26 protein-coding genes are annotated in these 25,268 nt (G+C 48.1%); 21 read left to right on the top strand and 5 right to left on the bottom strand.

Annotated elements, in window-relative coordinates; genetic code table 11:
* Position 1 precedes the first annotated feature (1 nt).
* The 3 genes from B5F87_RS09340 (at position 2) to B5F87_RS09330 (ending at position 3,750) form a co-directional block, all read left to right on the top strand.
* Positions 2-2,290 carry a molybdopterin cofactor-binding domain-containing protein gene (locus B5F87_RS09340; RefSeq protein WP_087280216.1) on the top strand — a complete coding sequence of 763 codons (2,289 nt, stop codon included), beginning with the start codon at positions 2-4 and terminating at the stop codon, positions 2,288-2,290.
* Positions 2,290-3,036: a nucleotidyltransferase family protein gene (locus tag B5F87_RS09335; RefSeq protein ID WP_087280213.1), complete on the top strand. Its 747-nt coding sequence runs from the start codon at positions 2,290-2,292 to the stop codon at positions 3,034-3,036. Before B5F87_RS09340 ends, B5F87_RS09335 begins: the two co-directional genes overlap by 1 nt.
* A gap of 105 nt (positions 3,037-3,141) precedes the next feature.
* Positions 3,142-3,750 carry a xanthine phosphoribosyltransferase gene (locus B5F87_RS09330; protein ID WP_087280210.1) on the top strand — a complete coding sequence of 203 codons (609 nt, stop codon included), beginning with the start codon at positions 3,142-3,144 and terminating at the stop codon, positions 3,748-3,750.
* 34 nt (positions 3,751-3,784) lie between these two features.
* Here B5F87_RS09330 and yqeC read toward each other — a convergent pair whose 3' ends face one another.
* On the bottom strand, positions 3,785-4,570 hold the full coding sequence (gene yqeC / locus B5F87_RS09325; RefSeq protein ID WP_087280206.1) for a selenium cofactor biosynthesis protein YqeC: 786 nt from the start codon (positions 4,568-4,570) through the stop codon (positions 3,785-3,787).
* Between the two features lie 198 nt (positions 4,571-4,768).
* On the opposite strand from yqeC, the gene selD reads away from it, so the two are divergent.
* The 7 genes from selD (at position 4,769) to B5F87_RS09290 (ending at position 9,217) form a co-directional block, all read left to right on the top strand.
* On the top strand, positions 4,769-5,800 hold the full coding sequence (gene selD / locus B5F87_RS09320) for a selenide, water dikinase SelD (protein WP_242964363.1): 1,032 nt from the start codon (positions 4,769-4,771) through the stop codon (positions 5,798-5,800).
* A 29-nt stretch (positions 5,801-5,829) separates the two neighbouring features.
* A complete protein-coding gene (yedF, locus tag B5F87_RS09315; RefSeq protein WP_087280201.1) occupies positions 5,830-6,534 on the top strand; it encodes a sulfurtransferase-like selenium metabolism protein YedF in 705 nt (234 codons plus the stop codon).
* A 105-nt stretch (positions 6,535-6,639) separates the two neighbouring features.
* Positions 6,640-7,491, top strand: a complete 852-nt coding sequence (gene yqeB / locus B5F87_RS09310) for a selenium-dependent molybdenum cofactor biosynthesis protein YqeB (protein ID WP_087280198.1) — start codon at positions 6,640-6,642, stop codon at positions 7,489-7,491.
* Positions 7,488-7,724 (top strand): DUF3343 domain-containing protein, encoded by a 237-nt coding sequence (locus B5F87_RS09305; RefSeq protein ID WP_087280196.1) that lies wholly within the window; start codon positions 7,488-7,490, stop codon positions 7,722-7,724. The genes yqeB and B5F87_RS09305 overlap by 4 nt, the downstream gene beginning before the upstream one ends.
* Positions 7,725-7,816: 92 nt before the next feature.
* Complete coding sequence (locus tag B5F87_RS09300; RefSeq protein WP_087280193.1) at positions 7,817-8,302, top strand: hypothetical protein; 486 nt, start codon at positions 7,817-7,819, stop codon at positions 8,300-8,302.
* Positions 8,303-8,685: 383 nt separating this feature from the next.
* The gene (locus tag B5F87_RS09295; protein ID WP_087280190.1) at positions 8,686-8,955 is read left to right on the top strand and encodes a hypothetical protein; all 270 of its coding nucleotides are present in this window, start codon (positions 8,686-8,688) and stop codon (positions 8,953-8,955) included.
* A complete protein-coding gene (locus tag B5F87_RS09290; protein WP_087280187.1) occupies positions 8,939-9,217 on the top strand; it encodes a DUF4160 domain-containing protein in 279 nt (92 codons plus the stop codon). Before B5F87_RS09295 ends, B5F87_RS09290 begins: the two co-directional genes overlap by 17 nt.
* Before the next feature lie 251 nt (positions 9,218-9,468).
* On the opposite strand, the gene B5F87_RS09285 is transcribed toward B5F87_RS09290, so the two are convergent.
* Positions 9,469-10,770 (bottom strand): D-alanyl-D-alanine carboxypeptidase family protein, encoded by a 1,302-nt coding sequence (locus tag B5F87_RS09285; protein ID WP_242964362.1) that lies wholly within the window; start codon positions 10,768-10,770, stop codon positions 9,469-9,471.
* Positions 10,771-10,991: 221 nt separating this feature from the next.
* Here B5F87_RS09285 and glgB point away from each other — a divergent pair, with 221 nt between their 5' ends.
* From glgB to scpB, 3 genes are read left to right on the top strand one after another with little or no spacing between them, the layout of a single operon-like run.
* Positions 10,992-12,908: a 1,4-alpha-glucan branching protein GlgB gene (glgB, locus tag B5F87_RS09280; protein WP_087280184.1), complete on the top strand. Its 1,917-nt coding sequence runs from the start codon at positions 10,992-10,994 to the stop codon at positions 12,906-12,908.
* A complete protein-coding gene (locus B5F87_RS09275) occupies positions 12,886-13,629 on the top strand; it encodes a segregation/condensation protein A (RefSeq protein WP_087280181.1) in 744 nt (247 codons plus the stop codon). The genes glgB and B5F87_RS09275 overlap by 23 nt, the downstream gene beginning before the upstream one ends.
* A gap of 33 nt (positions 13,630-13,662) precedes the next feature.
* Positions 13,663-14,244, top strand: coding sequence for an SMC-Scp complex subunit ScpB (gene scpB, locus B5F87_RS09270; RefSeq protein WP_087280178.1), 582 nt, complete (start codon positions 13,663-13,665; stop codon positions 14,242-14,244).
* Here the strand turns inward: scpB and B5F87_RS09265 are convergent.
* Positions 14,227-15,498: an MFS transporter gene (locus B5F87_RS09265; protein WP_087280176.1), complete on the bottom strand. Its 1,272-nt coding sequence runs from the start codon at positions 15,496-15,498 to the stop codon at positions 14,227-14,229. The two genes, scpB and B5F87_RS09265, sit on opposite strands and share 18 nt — an antisense overlap.
* Positions 15,499-15,811: 313 nt before the next feature.
* Entirely contained in the window at positions 15,812-16,459 is a 648-nt protein-coding gene (locus B5F87_RS09260) for a TetR/AcrR family transcriptional regulator (protein WP_087280174.1), read from the bottom strand.
* A gap of 507 nt (positions 16,460-16,966) precedes the next feature.
* Between B5F87_RS09260 and B5F87_RS09255 the strand changes: the two genes are divergently transcribed.
* From B5F87_RS09255 to B5F87_RS09220, 8 genes are all read left to right on the top strand, one after another.
* Positions 16,967-17,428: a transcriptional regulator GutM gene (locus B5F87_RS09255; RefSeq protein ID WP_087280171.1), complete on the top strand. Its 462-nt coding sequence runs from the start codon at positions 16,967-16,969 to the stop codon at positions 17,426-17,428.
* A gap of 44 nt (positions 17,429-17,472) precedes the next feature.
* The gene (gene srlA, locus B5F87_RS09250) at positions 17,473-18,012 is read left to right on the top strand and encodes a glucitol/sorbitol-specific PTS transporter subunit IIC (protein WP_087280169.1); all 540 of its coding nucleotides are present in this window, start codon (positions 17,473-17,475) and stop codon (positions 18,010-18,012) included.
* Positions 18,013-18,033: 21 nt separating this feature from the next.
* A complete protein-coding gene (locus tag B5F87_RS09245) occupies positions 18,034-19,086 on the top strand; it encodes a glucitol/sorbitol-specific PTS transporter subunit IIBC (RefSeq protein ID WP_087280166.1) in 1,053 nt (350 codons plus the stop codon).
* A gap of 145 nt (positions 19,087-19,231) precedes the next feature.
* Positions 19,232-20,050, top strand: coding sequence for an SDR family oxidoreductase (locus B5F87_RS09240; RefSeq protein WP_087280470.1), 819 nt, complete (start codon positions 19,232-19,234; stop codon positions 20,048-20,050).
* Positions 20,051-20,129: 79 nt separating this feature from the next.
* Positions 20,130-20,813 carry a transaldolase family protein gene (locus tag B5F87_RS09235; protein WP_087280163.1) on the top strand — a complete coding sequence of 228 codons (684 nt, stop codon included), beginning with the start codon at positions 20,130-20,132 and terminating at the stop codon, positions 20,811-20,813.
* Positions 20,814-20,876: 63 nt separating this feature from the next.
* On the top strand, positions 20,877-21,239 hold the full coding sequence (locus B5F87_RS09230; protein WP_087280160.1) for a PTS glucitol/sorbitol transporter subunit IIA: 363 nt from the start codon (positions 20,877-20,879) through the stop codon (positions 21,237-21,239).
* Positions 21,240-21,334: 95 nt separating this feature from the next.
* A complete protein-coding gene (locus B5F87_RS09225; protein ID WP_087280157.1) occupies positions 21,335-21,595 on the top strand; it encodes an HPr family phosphocarrier protein in 261 nt (86 codons plus the stop codon).
* A gap of 136 nt (positions 21,596-21,731) precedes the next feature.
* Positions 21,732-23,645 (top strand): PRD domain-containing protein, encoded by a 1,914-nt coding sequence (locus tag B5F87_RS09220; RefSeq protein ID WP_087280154.1) that lies wholly within the window; start codon positions 21,732-21,734, stop codon positions 23,643-23,645.
* Between the two features lie 283 nt (positions 23,646-23,928).
* On the opposite strand, the gene B5F87_RS09210 is transcribed toward B5F87_RS09220, so the two are convergent.
* Complete coding sequence (locus B5F87_RS09210; protein WP_087280148.1) at positions 23,929-25,200, bottom strand: Ig-like domain-containing protein; 1,272 nt, start codon at positions 25,198-25,200, stop codon at positions 23,929-23,931.
* Between the last annotated feature and the right edge of the window lie 68 nt (positions 25,201-25,268).

Below are 25,268 nucleotides of genomic sequence, written 5' to 3'. Positions count from 1 at the left end.
TATGGAAGAAACCAGATTTGTGGGAAAGGGAATCGTCAAAAAAGACGCGGAGGCACTTCTGTCCGGAAGACCGGTGTACACCGACGATCTGGCGCCGGACAGCTGTCTGATCATCAAGCTGCTGCGCAGTCCGCACGCCCATGCAATCATTGAAGATATCAAGACCGACGCGGCCAGAAAGGTGCCGGGAATCGCGGCTATTTTTACTTACAAGGATGTGCCGCAGACACGTTTTACCGAGGCCGGACAGACCTTTCCGGAACCGAGTCCCGACGATCGTCTGATTCTGGATCAGAGAGTCCGTTATGTTGGCGATCCGGTGGCTATTGTGGCAGGAAAAGATGAGGCGTGCGTCAACCGGGCGCTGCGGATCATCAAGGTAAAATATCAGGTGCTGGAGCCGATTCTTGACTTTACAAAGTCTCTGGATAATGACATTATCATACATCCGGAAGATAACTATGTGGCAAAGGAAGGCAGGGGAACAGATCCGAAGCGTAATCTCTGTGCTTCTCAGAGCCGGGGAGAGGGCGATGTGGATCAGGTGCTTGCCGACTGCGACTATGTGGTGGAAGAGGTATATCACACCAAGGCGGTAAACCAGGCCATGATGGAGCCGTTCGGAGCTTTTGCTGAGAAAGACATTTACGGAAGACTGAAGATCACTTCCTCCACACAGATTCCGTTCCATGTGCGGAGAATCGTGGCGCGGGCGTTAAACATTGCCAAGTCAAACGTCCGGGTGGTGAAGCCCCGGATCGGCGGAGGCTTCGGCGCGAAGCAGACGGCGGTCTGTGAGGTATATCCGGCTTTTGTCACCTACATGACGGGAAAACCATCGAAGATTATCTATACAAGAGAAGAGTGTTTTATCCACGGTTCACCGCGGCACGAGATGCAGATGTCCGTCCGCATCGGTGCGGACAAGAACGGCAAGATCCGTGTCATCGACCTGCACACACTATCCAACACCGGAGCGTTTGGGGAGCACGGACCGACCACAGTGGATCTGTCCGGCACGAAGTCCATCTCGCTTTACCGGGATCTGGACGCCTTCCGTTTCAGCTCCGATGTGGTTTATACCAATGTACTTTCAGCCGGAGCATACCGGGGATATGGCGCGACTCAGGGAATATTTGCGGTGGAGTCGGCGGTCAATGAACTGGCGCACAAGATGGACATGGACCCTTCCGTGCTGCGGGAGAAGAATATTGTCCGGGAAGGAGATCGTCTGAGCAACTATTATGGCCAGACTACGGAATCCTGCGCTCTGGACCGTTGTATCGCGAGGGTGAAGGAGATGATCGACTGGGATAAGAAATATCCCTACGTGAAGACCGGACCGCACACTATCCGGGCGGTAGGCATGGCTCTCTCCATGCAGAGTTCCGGCATCAACGACTGCGATGTGGGATCTGTTCAGATCAAATTAAATGACGACGGATTTTACACATTGATGATCGGCTGTTCTGATATGGGAACCGGTTGTGACACCATTCTTGCGCAGATGGCAGCAGACGGCCTGGGCTGCGATTATGACAAAATCATCGTTCGAGGCGTGGATACGGATCAGTCTCCGTATGACAGTGGTTCTTATGCGTCAAGCACCACTTACGTGACCGGTATGGCTGTGGTGAAGGCCTGCGAGCAGATGAGGACACGCATATGCGAGGAGGCGGCGCCTCTCATGGGTCTTCGTCCGGAACAGGTGGAATTCGATGGCGCGCTCATCAGCGAAAAGAAGAATCCGGAACATTTTATGGAACTTTCTAATCTGGTAACCTGCCTGCAGGCAGGTTCCGGAACGATCATTACCGCGGCGGCATCCAATACATCAAGCGTATCCCCGCCTCCGTTTATGGCAGGCGCCGCTGAGATTGAGATTGATCTTGAGACAGGAAAGATTATTCCGGTTGATTATGCAGCCGTAGTGGACTGCGGTACGGTCATCAACAGCAATCTGGCGCGGGTGCAGACCGAAGGAGGTCTCGTGCAGGGTATCGGCATGGCCCTCTACGAGGACATTCAGTATACTTCTAAGGGCAAGCTGAAGAACCGGAACTTTATCAGTTACAAGATTCCGACCCGTCTGGATATGGGACGCGTCCGGGTGGACTTTGAGAGCAGCTACGAAAAGACCGGTCCATTTGGAGCCAAATCCATCGGCGAGGTTGTCATCAATACGCCATCCCCGGCTATTGCTGACGCCGTTTATAACGGGACCGGTCTTCGTTTCCGTACTCTGCCGATCACCAGCGAGCAGGTATTTATGGGACTGAACAAGAAGTGATGAAACAGGGCGGCGCAGAGAACCCGCCGGGAAAGAACAGGCCTCGCATTGCCGTGGTTCTCATGGCATCCGGTTCCGGAAAACGATACGGGAAAAATAAACTGCTGGAATACTTTGGCGGCCGGCCTCTCTTTGCCCATGCTCTCTGTCGGGCGGCAGAGAGCGAGGCGGACAGCATCTGCGTGGTGACGCGGTATCCGGAGATCCGGGAGTATGTGGAGCGGTGGAAGAATGCGGGGGCCGGGAGCTCCGTGGATCCAGGGGCTTTTGAGGAGTCTGGAAGCTTTGTATCCTCTGCGGAGCCGGGCAGCATCCGCGTGATCTGGAACGATCATCCGGAACGGGGGATTTCCCAGTCGCTCCGTCTGGGACTGGACGCGCAGCGGGAAGCAGACGGCTGCTGTTTCATGGTCTGTGATCAGCCGATGCTTAAGACAGAGACCCTTCGTCGTATGTTCAGAGCATTTCGGGAGTCGCCGGATGATATCTGCGTATGCAGCGACGGCAGCCGCCGGGGTAATCCGGTATTGTTTCCGAAGGATCTGTTCAGCGAGCTGATGCAGTTGAACGGAGACAGCGGCGGACGGCAGATCATGAAAAAATATCCGCAGCGGATCCGGGAGATCATCGTCGAAAGACCGGAAGAACTGTATGATATTGACTCTGTGGAAAATATGGAATTTTTGAGGGAGCATCCCGCCGGAAGCGGCCATACAGATGAAAATACGGACAGGGTATTCAGATAAAACAAAGAAAAGTTTTGTATTCATAGAAATTTTGCCAGACAACTCTTGCAATGACGAAAGAAAGATTATAATATAGAAAACAAAAATACATATGAGGTGAAGAGCGTGAAATTACTGGAAGATAGAATCAAAAAGGAAGGACAGGCATTAAGTGAAACTGTACTGAAAGTAGACAGCTTTATCAATCATCAGGTGGATTCTGAATTTATGGACGCCCTGGGCAGGGATTTTGCAGAGCATTTTAAGGACGCAGGAATTACAAAAGTATTTACCATTGAGAGCTCCGGCATTGCGCCTGCATTAATGACAGCAAAACATTTGAATGTACCTATGGTCATTTTAAAAAAGCAGACCTCCAAGATTTTAAATGGAAATGTATATCAGACCCGGATCACTTCCTTCACAAAGGGCACCAGTTATGAGCTGACTCTCTTTGCCGATTATATTCAGCCGGAAGACAGGATTCTGCTCATTGATGATTTTCTGGCAAACGGCGAAGCGGCCATGGGAGCCAGCCGTATTATCACAGAGTCCGGCGCAACCCTGGCGGGCATCGGAATTCTCATTGAGAAGTCCTTCCAGAGAGGCAGAAAGCGTCTGGAAGAAGCCGGCCATCGCGTATACTCTCAGGCGAGAATCAAAAGACTGGACGCCGGCGTTATCGAATTTCTTGCCGAGGATGCTCCGGTGACAGACGTGGAAGAAAACGAATGATGCGTTGAAGGCGGAATTTCCATTGAGAGATTATTCAATAGAACATTCTTTTTTTCAGAGAGACAATGTGGCAGTACGCCCCGTTGTCTCTTATTTTTTGTGCCGCCGCGCGTATATCTTCCAGCTGATCTTTGGAAAGGCAGTCAGCCTGATTGAACACGACATGATACTCCTGTGTGGTGACATATTTTCGCAGACCATGCCGGGAAAGAGCAATGGAAGTCAGTGCCTCCGGCGTGAGGAGGCCGCCGTTTTGTTGAAGAATCTCCTGAAGGGAAGGAATTGTGATACCCGACAAAAAAGAGGTATCGCCGGATGTCAGTTCTGTATCCGAATTCCATCCAAAGAGACAGTTTTTGGCGGGATGCCCGAGACAGGACAGCCCGATGACGCCGATGACGGTGTCTGTGCCGGGAAAGAGTACCGGCTCGCCTGCGCGGGGAATCTTCACCGGAAGCCGCCGGGAACCGTCGCCTTCGCAGAGAATCCGCTCTGGAATATCCCGGATGCTGTCCAGAAAAGCGCGAGAAAACGAGGACCATTTTGCCGGGACTGCAGCCGAAACCGGACGCCCCAGCGCCACGAGACTGGAAGTGCCAAAGGCGGAGAGAATCTGCTCCCGGCTTTCTTTTGTGACCAGAGAAGCGCCGGTGAGATCCCGAGGTTCCATAATGTGTGTGGTGGTGGTCACGAGGGTTTTTTTAGTTTGCGCCATTTCTTTGCCGAGAGCGTACATCAGAGTGGTTTTCCCACCTGCGCCCACGAAAGTGATGATCCGGCTGTTTTGTAGATGCATTTGATGGGTGATAGATAATGTCATGTCTGATCCTTTCTGAAAAATTGAAATATAATCTTATTTGATTTTAATAGAAAAAAGGAAAAAAGAAAATATTTATAAAAAAAGAAAATAAAAAGAAGAAATGTATCAGTATCTGTAATGAGTACGAGGAAATCGTTGCAAAGCAGGAAGAGATTTGTTACAGTAGATAAAAATAGGGGAAAAAGAGGTGAAGAAAACGTGAGTGAAAAAATACAGTTCTGCAAAGGCGGCGGATGTACGGCAAAGCTTGGTCCGGGTATCCTGGAGAGAGTGCTGGAGCGGCTGCCGAAGGGAAAGAAGGACGAGAATCTGCTAATTGGATTCGACAGTCATGATGACGCCGCCGTCTATAAAATCAGCGAAGATACAGCAATTGTGCAGACCCTTGATTTCTTTCCACCCATGGTGGAGGACCCGTACACATTTGGAAAGGTGGCGGCGGCCAATGCCCTGAGCGACATATATGCCATGGGAGGCAGGGTGATCACTGCGTTGAATATTGTCTGCTTTCCGGAAAAAATGGATCTGAATATTCTGGGAGAGATTATGCGGGGCGGCCAGGAGAAAGTAAATGAAGCGGGAGGAACGCTGGCGGGAGGCCATTCCATCGCGGACGACAGTGTGAAATACGGTCTTTCAGTGACCGGAGTGGTGCATCCGGATCGCATTCTCCCCAACGACGGCTGCTGCGCCGGGGACAAGCTGATTCTCACAAAGCCTCTGGGCGTCGGCATCATTGCCACCGCTAACCGGGTGGGGGAGACAACGAAAGAAGCGATGGACGAGGCCGTCAACTCCATGACCACTCTCAATAAATATGCGGCTGAGATTGCGGCAAAATATACGGTGCATGGTTGTACTGATGTGACGGGATTTGGATTTCTCGGACATCTCCATGAGATGATGCACGGAGAATATTCCTGCCGGATCATGTCTTCTCAGGTGCCGTATATTGCGGACGCCCGCCGCTGCGCCGATGAATTTCTTCTGACGGCAGCGGGACAGCGCAACCGGAATTATGTGGAATCCCGCGTGGATTTCGGCGGCGTGGACTTTGCCATGGAAGAGATTCTTCTGGACCCGCAGACCTCCGGAGGATTGCTGATCAGCGTGGCTCCTGAAGACGCCGAAGCGCTTCTTGCCGAGCTGCAGACGCTGTCTCTGCCCTGCGGCATGGTCGGCGAGGTTACTGACAAGCAGGAGAAGGAAATCTATATTCTCAATCAATAAATTAATAAAAAGATAAGGAACGTGATATTATGATAAAAGTAAATGCAATGGGAGATGCCTGCCCGATCCCGGTCATCAAGACCAAAAATGCCATCAGGGAAATGAATGGGGCAGGCCAGGTGGAGGTTCTGGTGGACAATGAGATCGCTGTGCAGAATCTCACGAAAATGGCGAAACAGAAGGGATACCAGTGTCAGTCTGAGAAAATATCAGACGATGAATATAAGGTGATGATCACCGTGCCGGAAGGAAACAAGAGCGCAGCGGCAGATCAGGATGCAGCGATGAATGCCGCTCGTGAGGGTGCTGCCCATGAGAGTGAGGGTGCTGCCGGGACCGCCGGTGAGACGGCGGGAGAAGATGCCGGACAGACCGCCTGTCTGCCGGACAGCCGCAAGAAGAAAAAAATAGTCGTGCTGCGTTCCGGCAAAATGGGTGAAGGAAACGACGAACTGGGCGCAGTCCTGATGAAAGGGTTCATTTATGCCCTGACAGAACTTGACAATCTTCCGGAGACCATCCTTCTCTACAATGGCGGCGCGTCGTTGTCCTGCGAGGGTTCTGATTCTCTGGAAGATCTGAAAACTTTGGAGGCCCAGGGCGTGGAGATCATGACCTGCGGCACCTGCCTGAATTATTACGGACTCTCCGACAAGCTGGCGGTGGGCACAGTGACCAACATGTACACCATTGCGGAGAAAATGTCGGAGGCCGACACGATCATCTGCCCGTAAGCGGGGAAAAATGTCGGAGGCCGATGCGGCAGAACGCAGAGAAGCTCACTGCGGGAACAGACAGGGATAAAACAGGAATAAAAAAATAAAAAGGACGGAACAAAAGTGGAATTTGAACAATGGAAGAAGGAACTCTGCATCGTCAGAGGAGGCGGCGACATTGCCACGGGCACGATTTATAAATTGTTTCAGTGCGGCTTTCCTCTGCTGGTGCTGGAAATAGGCAATCCAAGCTGTATCCGCCGGACCATCAGCTTCTGTGAGGCGGTGTTTGACGATGACGTGGAGGTGGAAGGCGTACATGCAAAGCGCGTGGGTTCTCTCGAGGAAGCATATCAGTGCTGCTGCCGGGGAAAAGTCCCGGTGATGGTGGACCCGGAGGCCGTTATGATTCAGAAAGCGTCTCCGGCTGTTGTCATCGATGCCATTCTGGCAAAATGCAATCTGGGTACTCGTATCACCGACGCTCCGGTGGTCATCGGCGTCGGCCCGGGATTTACTGCTGGAAAAGACGTTCACGCCGTGGTGGAGACCAAGCGGGGACATAATCTTGGCAGAGTGATCTATGACGGAGCTGCCGCGCCAAACACCGGTGTGCCCGGAGTCATTGGCGGTTACGGGAAAGAAAGAGTCATTCACGCCCCGGCATCAGGGACTCTTCATATAGAGAAACAGATCGGCGAGGAAACAGCGCAGGGAGACGTTATCGCATGGATTGATGAGACGCCTGTGAAAGCGACCATATCCGGCATTGTCCGGGGCATGATCCGGGAAGGCTATGCAGTGCAGAAGGGTCTGAAGATTGCAGACATCGACCCGAGAATCACAGAAAAAGACAACTGCCATCACATTTCCGACAAAGCCCGCTGCGTGGCGGGCGGCGTACTGGAGGCGGTGCTGCATCTGCGTCTGGAGCAGGAGAAAATAAAAAGTACAGATAAAGAGTCGGCCATATGAGAAAAAAAGAACGAAAAACAGTCATCACATTTGCCACCACCACGGCGGCAATACACATGGAGCAGTGCTGTAAAAAAGAAGAACTGCCGGGACGGCTTATTCCGGTTCCCACAGCAATCACCGCAGGCTGCGGTCTGGCCTGGGCAGTGGTTCCATCAGAGAAGACTCCGGTTCTTGCCATGATGGAAAAAGAAGGAATCGCCGCAGAAGGCGTCTATGAGCTGGAAATCTAAGTGTGCAAGAGCGTAAAACACAGTTAGTGCCAGGTATTGTCTTCCCTCCCGAATGTTGTTATAATCAAAAACAAAAACGGGAGGGAATTTCTATGAAGTGTATGAGTAAAATGTGGAAAAAAACAGGAATCGCCGTGATGGTACTGCTTCTTCTGGCTGCGGTGATACCGGCAGGGTCCGTGCTGGCGGCGTCAAAAACCGGACAATATCAGAAAAAGTATAAAACGCAGGTCAGCTTTCCGGTATGGTCAGAACCGGCCTATGGCGTAGTCATTAACCGGATCAAAAACGGAAAAGTTCGTTTCCAGATCAGCAGGGCAGGTGTCAACGGTTCGCCTATCTACAATTCCAACGTGATCAAGGCGAAGCTCAAAAACAATAAGGCGTCTTTCCAGTGGAAAGATACCTGGGGCAACAGCGGAACCGGAAAGCTCAAGTTTTCCGGCGGATATGTCAAGCTGAAAATCAAACAGACCTACACCGCTGACCTGAACCGCTCCACCCTCGACACCGGGGGCAAATTTGTTAAGATGAAGAAGATCAGTAACAGCAAGAAGTTATTTGACAAATGGGAGTAAGGTGTTGTTGTAGAGGGGTGAGTAAATGGCATTAGCAAAACAGAATATGCAGCATTTATGATGGTTTCAAAATTGATTTTAGTAAGATTACAATAGAATAAAGGATTATATGCACAAGGGGCTGTTGCATTGACCGGGGCGGTTGTTCTCCATCCAGACCGCAGCAGTTTACGAAATGCGTGTTCTCTATTCCGAGAGAAGCGGCCCGCTTATTCGTTTTGGACACACACGCGAAGCATATAGAGGTGGTAGAAAAAAATATATTTTCTGATTGGAACCGTCAGCCAGAGGATATATTAGAAAATATTCCACCGGAATTAGATACAGTGCAGGAAAAATGAAAAAATGAGTATAAAGAGAGATTAAAAGGGGGCGTGGTATTTATGATGTATCCTTACATGACTTTAAATGATGATACAGAGATTACACATTCTGAGATGAAAGCGGACGGGCGGGTTAAAGTTTATATTGAAACCCCAGACGAAACAGGAGGTTTTCACCATGCTATCTGTTGGCTTCCTGACTATACATGGGAAAATCATGGATACTCAGAAGCAGAAATGACATATTTTAAACAACTAATTCGGGATAATGCACATCTGATAATGGAATTTTCGCAAGAAGGAGGTATTCTGAATGCCTCAGCTGTTTAAAATTGGTTCATATACTATTTATTTCTGGTCAAATGAAAATGAACCTCTTGAGCCAATACATGTGCACATCGCAGAAGGACGTGCCACAGCAAATGCAACTAAAATATGGATTACCAGTTCAGGAAAGGCATTGTTGTGCAATAATAAGTCTCACATTCCGCAGAAAATTCTAAAAAAGATGTTACGTTTTATTGAAGCAAATAGTTCCGTTATTATTGAGAAATGGGTGGAACAATTTAATGAAATACGATATTTTTGTTAAATTTGGAAAATATGGCAGAGCAGCGACGTAGGAAGAGATGAAGTTCTTGTAATGGCAAAACAATATTCTGTTTCAAAATTGATTTTAGTAAGATTACAATAGAATAAAGGATTATATGCACAAGGGGCTGTTGCATTAAATAATGCTATGCTTCCTCCTAAGTGACAAGTTAATATTATTTCACTGGTCTAGCTGGAAGGGAGCATAGCAATTGATGCGACAGCCTTTCTTTATGTAAATGTACTGCCGCTTCACAGCGCCAGCATCAGCCGCTGCAGATAGTCCATGTAATGTGCTTCCGGTACATTTTCTTCGGATAGGATGGAGACGCTGCCAAGTTTGGTGCCGTCGTAATAATAGTCGAGGCTTCCGATGTGCTGCCCTTCTTTGACCGGGGCGGTGACAGCGTCGTCCATGACGAGTTTTTTCTCGATTTTACTTTCGTCCAGGTCAGAGGTGGCGACGTAGGAGAAGTTTTTTTCGTAGCGGCAGGTGATCTGCTGCGCGGTGCCGCCGCGGACGGGAACAGCGGAGAGTGCCGGTGGATTGTCGTCGGTGAAGATCCGGCAGACGGAGAAGCCGTAATCAAGCAGGGAGGCGGAAGCGGCAACTCTGGCCTTGGAGCTCTCGCAGCCCATGACCACCGCGATTAAGGAAATGTCGTTCCGGGTGGCGGTGGCGCTTAAGCAGAATCCTGCTTTTGATGTGCTGCCGGTTTTTAAGCCGGTGGCGCCTTCGTACTGACGAATCAGCTTGTTGGTGTTGGTGAGACCGAATTCGGAAGAACCGCGGGTGGTGACATGGGTGATGTTTTCCATCCAGATGGTGGTATAGTCAAAGATTTCCGGATGATTGACAGTAAGCTCCCGGGACATGATGGCGATGTCGCGGGCGGAAGTGTAATGGCCGTCTGCATCCAGACCGCAGCAGTTCACGAAATGTGTGTTCTTCATGCCGAGGGCAGCGGCCCGCTCGTTCATTTTGGCCACAAAGGCGTCCTCGCTGCCGGCGATATACTCAGCCATGGCCACACACGCATCATTCCCTGATGCCACCGCGATACATTTAATCAGGGTCTCCACTGTCTGGGCTTCGCCGGCTTCCAGAAAGACCTGGGAGCCTCCCATGGAGGCGGCGTGCTCGCTGGTGGTGACGGAGTCGGTGAGACTGATCTGCCCGGCGTCGAGGGCTTCGAAGATCAGGAGAAGGGTCATGACCTTGGTGACGCTGGCCGGCGGCTTTTGCAGGTCGGCGTCCTGTTCGTAGAGAACGGTGCCGGTGGATGCTTCCATGACGATGGCACAGGGCGCTTCCACGTGAAAGCCGGTATCGGTGACGGCAGAACTGTCGTCGGAAGAGGAACTTTCTGTGCCGGTGGCAGTAGTTTCGTCGGCGGAGCCGTCGTCTTCTGAAGATGTGGTGACGGCCGCAGGTGTTTCCGCCAGAACGTCGCTGGCGGCAGCGGCCGGAACCGCCGATAAGAAAAGAAGAAAAAAGGTGCAGAAGAAAGATAACATGCGAAAAATGTTTTTTCGGACCGAAGGATATTTCATAGAAGACTCCAGATAGAATTTAGTACAGTTTATGGGATTTGTCTAAAAATATGCATTTCTTTGTTGCCATTCCATTGGAAAATGTTTAAAATCTGTATAGATAGTTTTGTAACTGTGACCGGAGACACAGGCCATGCGAGGTTATAAAGCATGCGAAGCGCAGGCCCTCGGCACGATACAGGCCGGAAGCGGAGAAATAGAGAAAAAGGAGATGAAGTCGTATGATACTGCATGAATTTTATACGGGAAGAGCTTTTGACGCCTATGAATATTTTGGCGCACATCCGACAGATACGGGAGTTCTGTTCCGGGTGTATGCGCCGGGCGCAGAGAGGATTGAACTCATCGGAGAGTTCAACGAGTGGGACGGCAGTGGGGATGAGATGCACCAGGAGGGGCAGTCGGGCATTTTTGAGGCGGTCAATGAGAAGGCGCGCCCTGGCATGATGTATAAGTTCCGGATTTATCAGAAGGACGGAAGGGTCGTGGACCGCTTTGACCCCTACGGTTTCGGTTCTGAGCTTCGGCCTAACACGGCGGCGATCATCCGGGATATTGATACCTATACTTTCCATGACCGGGAGTGGATGCGGAAGAGGACGAAGAATTATAACCAGCCGCTGAATATTTATGAGGTGCATGCGGGCTCCTGGAGACGGAAGGGCGAAGGAGAAGAAGACTGGTACAGCTACCAGGAACTGGCGAAACTTTTAGTGGACTATGTGAAGGAAATGGGGTATACTCATGTGGAGTTTCTGCCGCTCTCGGAGCATCCGTTTGACGGCTCCTGGGGATATCAGGTGAGCGGCTTTTTCTGTCCGACTTCCCGGTACGGGACGGCGGAAGATCTGATGGAGATGGTGGACATTTTCCATCAGGCGGGTATCGGCGTGATCATGGACTTTGTGCCGGTGCATTTTGTAGTCAATGACTATGCGCTGAGCTATTTTGACGGGACGCCCCTTTACGAACATCCGGCGGATGACACGGGACGGAGCGAGTGGGGTACCTGTAATTTTAACTATTTCCGGGGCGAGGTGCGCAGTCTTCTGCAGTCGGCGGCGGACTTCTGGCTGACCCGGTTCCATTTTGACGGACTGCGGATGGACGCCATCAGTAACGCTATTTTCTGGTCGGGCAACGCGGCGAAAGGTGTCAATGAAGGCGCCATTGAGTTTATCCGGTGTATGAATCAAGGCCTGCAGCGGAGGCATCCGACGGCTATGCTCATTGCGGAAGATTCCACCAATTATCCTAAGGTGACCGCGCCGGTGGAGTACGACGGTCTGGGATTTGATTACAAGTGGGATATGGGCTGGATGAATGATACGCTGGAGTATTTCAAGATTCATCCCCATGACAGAAAATACCGGTATCATACCTTTACATTTTCCATGATGTATTTTTATAATGAACATTATCTGTTGCCGCTATCTCACGACGAAGTGGTTCACGGGAAGGCGACTATCCTGCAGAAAATGTGGGGCGATTATGATTTTAAGTTCCAGCAGGCAAAGACTCTCTATACTTATATGTTTACCCGTCCGGGCAAGAAGCTGAATTTCATGGGCAATGAGATTGGTCAGTTCCGGGAGTGGGATGAGAAGAGAGAGTGCGACTGGTCATTGCTGGAGTATCCGAAACACAGTGATTTTCAACGGTTTATGAAGGATCTGCAGCATCTCTATCTCACAGAACCGGCATTTCATGACGGAGAATATAATTCCGCCTGCTTCCGCTGGCTGGAGGCGGACGCCGCCGAGGAGCGGGTATATGTTTATGAGAGAATGTCGGCAGGACAGAATTTTATCGTTGTTTTGAATATGAGCGACGAGCAGTATAATAATTTTGAGTTCGGTTACGACAGAAATGCAGTGCTGCATGAGGTGCTTTCCGGCGAACGGAAGGAATACGGCGGTTATTTTGACGGCTCAAAAGAGGACATTCCGGCGCAGATCAAAGGCTATAAATGGTGGAAGCGGAAGTTCAGCATTGTGATTCCGGCCCTGGCTGCCATCGTGTACCGGGTGGAATTTCTGCCGGAGCCAAAGGAAGAGCCGCGCAGACTTACGCATCTGCGAAATACGGATTTGACAAAAGGATTGCAGGCACAGAATGAAAATAGATGTAAAGCTTGAGGCATTTGAAGGTCCGCTGGACCTTCTTTTGCATCTCATTGAAAAAAATAAAGTAAATATTTATGATATTCCTATTGTGGAGATCACCAATCAGTATATGGAATACATACAGGAGATGGAGCGGAGCACTTCCATGGAATCCATGAGCGAGTTTCTGGTCATGGCGGCGACCCTGTTAAAGATCAAGTCCCGGATGCTTCTTCCCAAGGAAGAAAAGGAAGAGGAAGAGGACCCGAGAGAGGAGCTGGTACAGCGTCTGGTGGAATATAAAATGTGCCGGTATGCGGCCGGTGAGCTTAAAGATATGAGCGTGGACGCAGAAAAGGTGTTTTATAAGCCGGAGACTATTCCGAAGGAGATCAGGGAGTACGAGGAGCCCATCCGCCCGTCGGAGATCGTGGGCGATGTGACTCTCGAAAAGCTCAATCAGGTCTTCCAGATGGTCATGCGGAGGAAAAAAGACCGGGAAGACCCGGTGCGTAGCCGGTTCGGCAAGATCGAGAAGGAGAAGTATAAGGTGGAGGACCGGATGCGGGACATCCGCCGGCAGATTCAGGGACTTCGCCGCATTAATTTCCGCACCCTCCTTGATATCCAGCCCACCAAGGAAATGGTCATCGTTACATTTCTTGCGGTGCTGGAGCTCATGAAGGTGGGACAGGTCACTGTCAGCCAGGAGAGCAACTTTGGAGAGATTTACATGGATGCGGCCGACGCGTGACGGCAGAAAACAGACAGGAAGGATGTAAATATTTTGGAAGATAAGAAGAAAATAAAAGGAATTATTGAAGCAATTCTATTTACCATGGGCAGGGCCGTACCTCTGGAGCAGCTTACAGCCGTGCTGGAGATGGACAGGGAGTCGCTCCGGGAGCTTCTTCTTGAAATGAAGGAAGAGTATAATAAAGAAGAAGCCCGGGGCATCTGTCTCATTGAGCTGGATGATTCCTGGCAGATCTGCACCAAAATAGAGACCTACGATTATGTGCGCAAGCTGGTCAGCCAGCCGAAGAAGCGCTCCCTGACGGACGTCATGCTGGAGACTCTTTCCATCATCGCCTACAAGCAGCCGGTGACCAAGCAGGAGATCGAAGCCATCCGCGGGGTGAAATGTGATTTTGCCGTCAATAAGCTGGTGGAGTACAAGCTTGTAAAGGAGCTGGGACGGCTGGATACCATCGGAAAGCCGATTGTGTTCGGCACAACGGAAGAGTTCCTGCGCTGCTTCGGCGTTTCCTCCATCGAGGAGCTGCCGGACATCGATGAGGTGACAAAACAGAGCTTTATGGAGGAAGCCATGGAAGAAGTGGCGGAGTCGTTAAATGTTCCTGTGTAAGGTGTCCGTCTGGTCGGGCGTCGTTGCCTCCAATTGTACAAAGAATCCGGCGGATGCCAGTCCGATGACGCAGATGATGATGCCGCTTGGAATCAGTACCCGGTAGGCGCTGTCGGAGAAACGGTCAAACAGGGCGCCGTAAATGATCTGGCCGGCGGGCTGGGCGCACAGGGAGAGGGTAAACACATAGGACATCACTTTTCCCATCAAATGTTCCGGCGTGCGTTCCTGTATCATGGAGATGGCATAGGTGGAGAAAAGACTGCATCCAAGCTGGCAGGCGCAGAACATGATCAGCAGGATGATATAACGGGTAAATGTCCGAAGCGGCAGCAGAAAGGCGATGCCGCACGGTATCAGACAAAGACCGAAGAAAACGAGAACAATAACAAGATGGCGCGGCCGCATTTTCTTTGCCAGCGCCACAACACACAGACTTCCCAGAATGGACGCCACGCCCATGGCGCTTTCTGCGGCTCCATAATGGGCGGCTGACAGTTCCAGAACGGTGCGCACCAGATATGGGAAGCCCACCACGGCGGTTCCCGCCACAAATAGGCTCACTGCGGCCGCAAGAAGAAGCAGTTTCAGGATGCCCGGCTGTTCCCGGCGCAGAAAATGTATACTGACAGCGAAGTCCTCTCTGATCACGGTGAAGATTCCCGTGGCCCGGGCAGGCTTCTTATAATCCAGACGGATAAAACATTCGAAAAGAGCAGTGACAAAGAAGCAGACCACTGCCGCATAAAATACCGGCCGGATTCCCAGAGCGGTATAAAAAACACTTCCAAGAAACGGCGTGATCAGGGAGGCGATGGAAGCCACCTGATTGACGACGGCATTTCCTTTTATAATATTCTCCCCGGAAAGCATCTGAGGGATGCAGGCCTGCACGGTGGGCGATTCAAAGGCTCCAAGCACAGAGAGGACGACAAGCAGTGTTCCGATGACTGGTATGTCCTGTCCGGAAGCCATGGCGAAGCCTGCAATGAGTACGGACAGTCCGGAGAGAGTGTCCAGAGCTACCATGATATTGCGCCGGTTGGCCCGGTCGGCAAGAATACCGCCGAAAGGCGATAGTAGGATGGTAGGAATCATGGACAGTGCCAGAAGTCCTGCAAAGACAGAAGCGGAGCCGGTGCGCTCCAGCACATACATGGACAGGGCAAACTTCAGCGTATTATTTCCAATCAAGGAACTGATCTGACCTGCGATCAAAAAGATAAAATTGCGGGTAAAAAGTTTTTGTTTCATTCCAAACGTTACTCCTTTCAGTTCGTATTTGAATCTTTCAGAGGCCGGTATATCTGCCGGCGGTTATACCTTCGATACCGGACGATGGTATGTAAAATAGGTAAGGAAAATACGGTATTTTTAATACCGTCTGAACGAATGTATATAATTTATAAGAATAGAGTTCCGTGATCGGAACTCTTAACCGGGCGCCGTGGTCTGCTGTGATAGCATATGCCATATGCGCTGCCGCATGTCTTCTATATGCGCTGCTGTATGTTCTTCCATATGTTTTGTCAATTCTTGAATACTTATGCTTCAGAAGAATGTGTCTTTACGACTCGTCCGGCATTTTCTCAAAGAACTGTTCTACCAGCTCGTAAATGGAATCGTCCATCAGCGGTACGCCCATTTTTTCCAGCATGTCGCCGAGAAAGTGAAACTTGTGTTTCATGCCTTCTCTGTCAGCCGGAAACACAGATGGCAGCAGCCACAGACTGGTGAGCAGAGGCATTAATTCTGCCAGCTCTTTGGCATACTCTGTGTGAAGGGAGCCGTCTCGGTTTCCTTCTTCCAGAAGTTCCTGATAGTAGGGCGTCAGGATACGCCGGTTGGATTCGATCATCTCCACCAGAAGGCGGGGATTTCTCGTAAGAGGAATGGACTGAATGGTCATATCCGTGCGGGCTTTGTCTGACTGGTTCAGCCGGATGGCTTCCTGCAGCTTCTGCAGACCGTTGAGGTCGGAGCGGTTCCGGACGGCCTCAAAGGGATTATTGGCGGAGAACATCCGGTCGCCTACCGCATCCATAATCTCTTCTTTTGATTTAAAATGATGATAGACAGCGCCCTTTGATAAACCGTCCAGCTCATTGACAATGTCCTGAATGGTGGTATTGTCATAGCCTTTTTCCAAAAAGAGGCGCTGGGCCGCGTCAAGAATCTTCTCGACAGTGACTTCCGGGTATTTGTTTCGGGCCATATCCTGCCCTCCTTTCTTATACATACATTCGTTATGTATCCATTATATGGGAGGACAGGATTTCTGTCAAGATACATTCGTTTGGTATTTATATGCCAGTTTGCCGTTTTACTCAAACTGACTATAATACAGTGCCGCGTAAGCGCCGCCTTTTCCGGTAAGAAGTGCCATGCATCAGGGAGAATCTGAGGAAAATACAAATTATGTCAGCGTTTTTCACAGAGAGAAACGCAGCATGTGAATAACAGGGTTAAAAAAGGAAAGGGTTCTGTAAAAAATGCATAAAAGACCGGGATTTTTCTTGTGTATGAAGTCCAGTTTCCGGTTTTTGGCGGGCAAAAAATAAAAGAAGAGCAAAACAGGGATTTCCATGAAGTGGAAAAAAGATGTATTAAATAAAGAACAGGAATCTTATATAATGAAGGCACAACAAAACAAAACGCTGCGGCCGCGGCAGAAAGAAACACGAAGACAAAAGGAAAAGAAGGGAAAGGAGGAAGCTGCATTATGAGTCTGATACCACTGATGATTTTATTTTTGGCAGCATTCATGTTACAGTATCTGTTCACTTTTATGCAGATGAAAGATTTTAACAGGCATTACGGTTCATTGAGAAGAATGGGCCGCGTGGCCATTGGAAAGGTGAAAGGAGCGCTGAGAGCAGGAGCCATCGTCATGTTTGCCATCGATGAAGAAGGAACCATTCTGGCAGGAAGGTACATGCAGGGAATCACCGTGCTGGCAAGGTGCCGGGTGCTGAAAGGTTTTGAGGGCAAAGATGTGGGAAAACTGACAGGGGATGACTGTAAAGCGCTGCATCTTTCAAAATCATTGACAAAAGGGGTGTTGGAAGCGTCGTCAAACTACAATATACTGATGGCGGGCGGTGAGATTCCGGAACCTCCGGCTCCTTTGGAACGACTCGGAAACTTCTTTATGAGAAAGGAAGGAAAACGGGTGGCACAATAATAAAATACAATCCTTGTTAAAGGGGAAGAGAGAGGAGACAATCTATGGATATTATAGTTAATTTGGCAGAAGGCTTCATGGGATTATTTGACGCAGGTGCAGAAACCTTTGTCGGATGGGTGACAAGCATTGTTCCCCGGGTATTGCTGCTTCTGATTTTTATGAATGCGCTCATCGCGCTCATCGGACAGGAGAGAATCAATAAATTTGCAAAGGTTTGTTCAGGAAATGTAATTCTTGCATACGGTATCCTTCCATTCTTATCCGCATTTATGCTGGGTAATCCGATGGCATTGTCCATGGGTAAATTCCTGCCGGAGAGAATGAAACCAAGCTACTACGCATCAGCATCTTATCACTGTCATACGAACAGCGGTCTGTTCCCGCATATCAACGTAGGTGAGATCTTCATCTATCTGGGAATTGCGGACGGAATCAGTACCCTGGGGTTATCCACAACACCGCTGGCTGTTCGTTATCTTCTGGTTGGTCTTGTCATGAACTTTATTGCGGGCTGGGCCACTGACTTTACCACAAAGCTTGTGATGAAACAGCAGAAAATTGAACTGAGCAATAAACTGTAGGAAATAAGAGGAGAGAGAAAAATGGCAAAATATAACGCAATAAAAATAGAACGTGGCAGCGGCGGATTTGGCGGCCCGCTGACAGTAAAACCGGAAGAAGGAAAAGATAAACTTGTATTTATCACCGGCGGCGGTGCAGAACCGGATATCGTGGAAAAGATCGTGGAATTGACCGGATGTACGGCAGTCAACGGATTCAAGACATCCGTACCGGATGAAGAGATATTCCTTGTCATCATCGACTGTGGAGGAACTCTCCGCTGTGGTATTTATCCGCAGAAGAGAATACCGACGATCAATGTGATGCCGGTAGGAAAAAGCGGCCCTTTGGCCAAATTTATCACAGAAGATATCTATGTATCCGCAGTCGGATTAAATCAGATCAGTCTTGCGGACGCCGACGCAGTACCGATCGGATCAGCTTCCGCTACGGAAAATGCACAGGCTTCCGAAGCGAAGGAAGAAGCGAATGCGGCAGGAGAAGAAAGAAAGTTTAAATACAGCGCAGACAAAAAGGTATCAGAGACTTTGGGAGAGACGAGCAAATCAAGCATCATCCAGAAAGTCGGCATGGGAGCCGGTAAATTTGTCAATACCCTGTATCAGGCAGGACGTGACGCCGTACAGTCCATGATCACGACGATCCTTCCGTTTATGGGATTCGTTGCTATGCTCATCGGTATCATCAACGGTTCCGGATTCGGAAAATGGTTCGCTAATCTTCTTGTTCCGCTGGCCGGAAATGGAATCGGTCTGATCATTCTGGGATTTATCTGTTCCATCCCTGTACTGTCCGCACTGCTCGGACCGGGAGCGGTTATCGCACAGGTAATCGGAACAATGATCGGTGTGGAGATCGGAAAAGGAAATATCCCTCCGCATCTGGCACTGCCGGCCTTATTCGCCATCAATACACAGTGTGCCTGTGACTTTATCCCGGTTGGTCTCGGACTTGCAGAAGCGGAGCCTGAGACAGTGGAAGTCGGTGTTCCGTCTGTATTATACTCCAGATTCCTTGTGGGCGTACCGCGTGTTATCGTGGCATGGATAGCAAGTATCGGTCTTTACAGTTAGGAGGCGGCAGCCGGATGGCAGACGCCGGTCTTCACAGATTTTCACAGATAATTTTCATAGATAAAAAAATATAATACATAATCTTTAACAATATGATTTATTTGACGAAATCATAGGAATGAAACGAAAACAGAAGGGGGAAATCATAATGAATACATGGTTAAATCTTGAAGATAAAACAGTGATCGTAACAGGAGGAGCTTCAGGTATCGGAAAGGCAGTGGCTCAGGAGTTTATCCACCAGGGGGCAAATGTGGTGGTCTGCGATATGAGCCCAAATATCCCGCATCTGGACGACGCCACGGAGGATAATTTTCTCTATGTGGTAACGAATGTGACAGACAAAGCCGATGTGGAGAATATGATAACACAGACAGTGGAGAAGTTCGGAACTGTGGATGTTCTTGTGAATAATGCAGGTATCAATATTCCAAGACTTCTGGTGGATCCGAAGGATGCCGGCGGCGAATTTGAGCTGGATGAAGCTGTGTGGGATAAAGTATGCAACGTTAATCTGAAAGGTGTCTTCTTTTGCGGACAGGCGGCAGCCAGAATCATGGTGGAAAAAGGAGAAGGCGTGCTTATCAATATGTCTTCTGAGAGCGGACTGGAAGGTTCCGAAGGACAGAGCGTTTATGCAGCTACAAAAAATGCGGTGAACTCCCTGACCCGTTCCTGGGCAAAGGAGCTTGGCAAACTTGGCATTCGGGTTGTGGGCGTGGCGCCTGGAATTCTTGAAGCAACAGGACTTCGCACCATTTCTTATGAGACAGCCCTCGCCTACACAAGAGGAATCACTGTGGATGAGCTGAGAGCAGGATACAGCAAAACATCGACAACACCGCTGGGACGAAGCGGAAAGCTGACAGAGGTGGCAGATCTGGTATGTTATCTGGCCAGCGAAAAGGCAAGCTATATCCACGGCGTAACCTACAATGTGGCAGGAGGAAAAACCAGAGGATAAAAAGCTTTTCCAATGGGCAAAAACAGGATATAATACATATAATATGAAGCCGGAACAGGGGTAAATTGGAGGAACGGAAGTGAAATTTCTCATTGACGACGCTGACATAACAAAAATCAGAGAAATATATGAATATTATCCGGTGGACGGGGTGACGACCAACCCGTCCATCCTGGCAAAAGCCGGAGGCAGCCCGCAGGAAGTTCTGCGGGAGATCCGGTCCTTTATCGGACAAGAAGCAGATATTCATGTGCAGGTGGTTTCCCGAAAGGCGGAAGCCATGGCGGCGGAAGCGCAGATCATACGGGAAGCGCTGGGAGAGAGAACGTACATTAAAGTACCGGTCGTACCCGAGGGACTGAAAGCAATCAGGATGTTATCCGCAGAAGGGTATCTGATCACGGCGACGGCCATCTACACGCCGATGCAGGCTTTTCTGGCTGCGAAAGCGGGTGCGGACTTTGCAGCGCCGTATGTGAACCGGATTGATAATCTGGGCGCCGACGGCGTGGAAACGGCAAAAACAATCCATGACATGTTCGTGAAAAACAATTGTAAAACAGAGGTGCTGGCAGCAAGTTTTAAGAATGCCAGACAGGTATCAGAGCTGTGCCGGTATGGAGTCGGAGGAGTAACCGTGGGTGCAGATCTCATAAAAAGTTTTCTGCAGAATGATTCTGTGACAGCGGCAGTCGATGCATTTTGTGCTGACTTTGAGGGACTCTGCGGAAAAGAGAAAACAATGTCCGATATCTTTTTGTAGGAAATGTATAAAAAATCTGGAATTTCGGGCGCAAATGTAATAAAATAAGCAGGAGGGATAAAAATGGGCGTAATATATGAAAATAAAGTAAAAGGCATAGGAGACATGGTGGAAGCATTCAAGGACGAAGGTATGTTTATTTTGTTTGGTGAAAACGCACCGGATACCTTGAAAGATTTTTGTTATACGATTACCGTAAAAAATGCTTCAGATACCATTGCAGCAGGACAGACGCTGGAGATAGACGGAACATCTTATAAGATTCTCGGCGTGGGAGAGGTCATGCAGAAGAATCTGGAAGCCCTCGGACATATCACGGTAAACTTTTCCGGTGATGTGAAAGCCGGTCTGCCGGGTGCCATGGTGGTAGAGAAGGCAGAGGTTCCGAAGCTTACTATTGGCAGTGTGATCAGAATCCTTTCATAATTTTGTCTGTCGGTCTTTATACAAAACAGAGCGGTGCGGACACGTACCAGACAGATGGAAAAGAACGGACAAAATGCAGATGAGGGAGTAGGACATTGCTGAAAAAGATGATAGTAGACGGTCGTTGGGGCATACATGCAGAGGTGGCCGCGAGACTGTATGAGGTGAGCAGACGCCGGGAGTCTTGTCACATTTTTATCAAGCATGGAAGAAAGATAGCCAGTCTGATGGATATCAGCCAGTTACTGGCCCTGGGCGTAAAACAGGGGGATGAGATTGTAGTCATCGCAGATGGAGAAGACGAGGCGGGAGCCATTAGGGAAGTGATTTCCGTGATTCAGTATACATCCAGGTGATGCCGAAACATTTTGTAATGAAAAAAACAGACCATTTGAGCGGGTCGGCAATGATGAAAAACAGGTTTGCTCATATCATAATAAAATGGGGCATTGCAGAGGCAGTGCCCTTTTGATTTCACGGGGGGATTAAGAGATGCAATTTGACGGAGACAACAGACTTGCCAGTTTACTTTCTTATCTGGAATTTAAAAAAGCAGCCACACTGGAAGAATTGTCGGAACGTCTGCATGTCACGACAAAGACGATTCGAAGTGATATCAAAGAATTAAATGGAATGCTGGAAGGCAGCGGGGTGATAGAAGGAGTAGGCGGCAAATACCGGCTATTCCAGCTGAATCCGGAATACTTTAAAGAATGCAGGGACCGTATTTACGCCAGCGATGAATACATGAACTCTCCGGTGAGAAGGTATGCGTACATTATGGATCGGCTCCTTCATTCAGATAAACCGTATCCCACAGAGGAACTGGCCTACGAGATGAATGTGGGGAGAACGACGGTCGTCGGTGATCTGAAAAGACTGCGGACGATGCTGGACGGTTACTCTGTGTCGATCAAAGGGCAGACAACGCAGGGGTTATCTCTGTGTGGGGATGAAATGTACATACGTCTGTTTATCCTTGAAAATATGTATGAGGTCATCTACGGAGAATATCAGCTTCCGGAAGAGATGCTGCAATACATCGACGCGCTGTGCGACCGGTATTATCTGGACTCCGGGACAAGGAGTTATTTCCTGCGGTCCTTTATTTTGATGACAGACCGGATTACGAACGGGCATCCCCTTGAAAAACTGGAAGAGAAATACCGGGATCTGCTGGAGACAGATTTTTACCGTTTTGCAGAAAAGATTGCGAGAGAGACAGAAAAGGTCATGCACTTTACCGTCTCCCGGGAAGAGATCATCTTTCTTTCTCTGCCCATCGCCGGCATGCGCATGACAGCCAATGAAAAGGGAGGTCATTTCATAGACATTTCTGAGGAGGTGGCGGAACTGGTCATCGCCATCATGGACAGGATTGCCTATGAAATGAATTTTCATATTTCTCCCACAGATCTGCTGGATGAATTCGTCTATCATCTGAATTTTATGCTCAACAGGTTAAAATACCGGTTCTATATCAAGAATCCGATGCTTCTGGATATTCGGCAGAAATATCCCGTCGCCTATAAGATGGCGGAGGTAGCCAAAGAGGTCATAGAGGAGAAAATGGATGTCGATGTGATCGATGAGGAGCTTGGATTCATGGCTTCTTATTTCAGTGTGTTTCTGGAAGAGCAGAAAGTCATGGGTAATCCCAACTATCATGTGGCCATTATCACGAGAAACAGCATGTCCACCATCAAGCTGATGGAAATGCAGCTGAAAAAGGTGCTGCCGGACGCGACGACTTACGTTTTTTACGAAAAAGATGAAGTGAACAGCCGGATTCTGAACCGATATGATCTGGTATTGTCAACGGTGAGACTGGACATACATCCGGACTGTCCGGTGGTGTACATTTCCGAGATTTTTGACGAGATGGAGATCTCGCGGAAGATCGAGCAGGTACAGTTCCTGCGAAGGGGAAAGATCAAAGTGAAAGCCGGTCTGAATTCCCTGATTGCTACACTGGTGGAGCCAGAAATGTTATTCCTTCTCCCGGTTGACTGCACCTTTAGGGAGGCCCTTGATCATATGCTTGACCGTTTGCTGGAAGAAGGCATCATTGACGAAGCCTTCCGGGAAGCCATGCTCGAGAGAGAGGCGAAGGTCACGATGCTTTTTGACGAAAACATCGGTTTTCCGCACATTCTCTATGAGGGCAAGAAGCTGATTTTTGCACTGGGAGTCACGGGAAGAGATAAGGCGGAAAACGGCCTGAAGCTGGTATTTTTCCTTGGACTGCCCAAAAACATGGATTACGACGATCAGATCCTCATGAAAATATACGATGAGATCATTTCCATCGCCGGCAACGGCCAGATCATGCAGGGAATATGCGAATGTCGCTCCGCGAAAGAATTTTACAGCTATATGATAAAAAATAATGCATTTTTTGAATAAGTGATTGATTCTGGTTCCGGAAAGAATTTCAGGTAATTGTTAAATGCAAAATATCCCAGATGTGGATAATTCTCTCCTATATAAGGAGAAACAACGTGCTGTGTACAGACATGGCGCAGCGGAAACACAAAAAATGTACATTTTATGTAAAAAATAAAAAAATATGTTTGATCAGGGCGGCTCAGAAATGGGCCGCCCTGCAATGTCTGGAGAAGAAGCAAATTTTTGTAATTGATGGGAGTATAAAGAAGCTATATTTTTATATAACTGTTAAAAAATATTTTTATAGAATTTTTACTTTTATTGTTTTTCGTTTGTTACTACCATCTGTTGATATGGCAGTAATTTTGACTGTTTTTCCTTTCCCGGCTTTTTTTGCCTTAACTGTTCCGGATTTGGATACAGTAGCATATTTTGTATTACTGCTTAGCCAGAGTAATTTTTTGTTGGCGCCTTTAGTTGCAATTACTTTAGTTTTTAGTTTGAGTTTTTTTCCTGCCTTCAATTTTTTTTGTTTAGTACCGGATATAATAATCTTTTTTACAATACCTTTCATAGATTTAATGCGAAAAGAAGCTTTTATTCCACTGTGATCAGAAGATTTTGCGGTAATGATAACAGATTTACCTCCAGTTTTTTTCTTTATTTTGACAAGTCCATTTTGTGATACGGTAGCAATTTTTTTGTTGCTTGAAGACCAAATTAATTTTTGGTTTGAAGCATTTGCTGGAGTAATAGATGGAGTTAATCTAATTCTCTGTCCAGCAGCAATTTTATGTGATATTCCAGAAAGAGTAACTTTTGAAATTAATGTTGTAATGTTATTAAATCCTGAAGAAGAAAGTTTTTCAATCCTTTCTTGACGAGTGATTCCACATTTCTTACAACAATATCTTATTAATCCTTCAGCTGTTGATGATGGTGCTTTTATTATATATCCAGAATCCCAAATATGTTTGTTTTTAAAGTCATGTTTTAAATATTTTTTTCCACAATTTGAACAGTTATATTCTATTATTTTTTCGCAGGCGTTGTTGATAAATGTGTTAGAAGAAAAAATATGTTTTTTTGTTTCTTGTGGAACAGTGTCATCAACAACATTTATTAGGACATAGTCAAAATTTCCTTTTTGGTCAAATGCAACGACAGCTGTGTGACCGATATTTTTTGCTGTGATGCGGTTATCTGCTAGAGATACAATGGAATCAGAAGTTATCCATTGTATTTTATTTTCTCCAGTAGAACAAAAATTTAAGGTTGTCTCATCTCCCACATGCATTGTTATTTCGTTTTCTTCAAAAATAATTGGATTAATTTTTAAATCTTTCTGTGCGGTATCATAGATTTTGTTTCCGTCAAAATATGAATTTATACAAAATAATTTGATGAATTCATTATATTCAAGGGATCCATATATTGGTTCCTCCATTATATCAGAAGGGGATGTACCAGTTAATTTTCCGTAATTAAAACAATTTTCAAAAACTATTCTTGATTCTTTATATTTTATGATATTGGGGTCAAAAGCCTGTCTATAGCACCTTGAAAAGTTCATATATTTTGTAGTAAATACAAGCCGAAATGCTTCTCTTGCTGTATAATAGAGCTATCCTAGAAAAGAAG

The organism is Eubacterium sp. An3 (genome assembly GCF_002159465.1).
GTDB lineage: Bacteria > Bacillota > Clostridia > Lachnospirales > Lachnospiraceae > Anaerobutyricum > Anaerobutyricum stercoris.
Note: the sequence above shows the minus strand (reverse complement) of the source record. Positions and strands in the feature narration are given on the sequence as shown.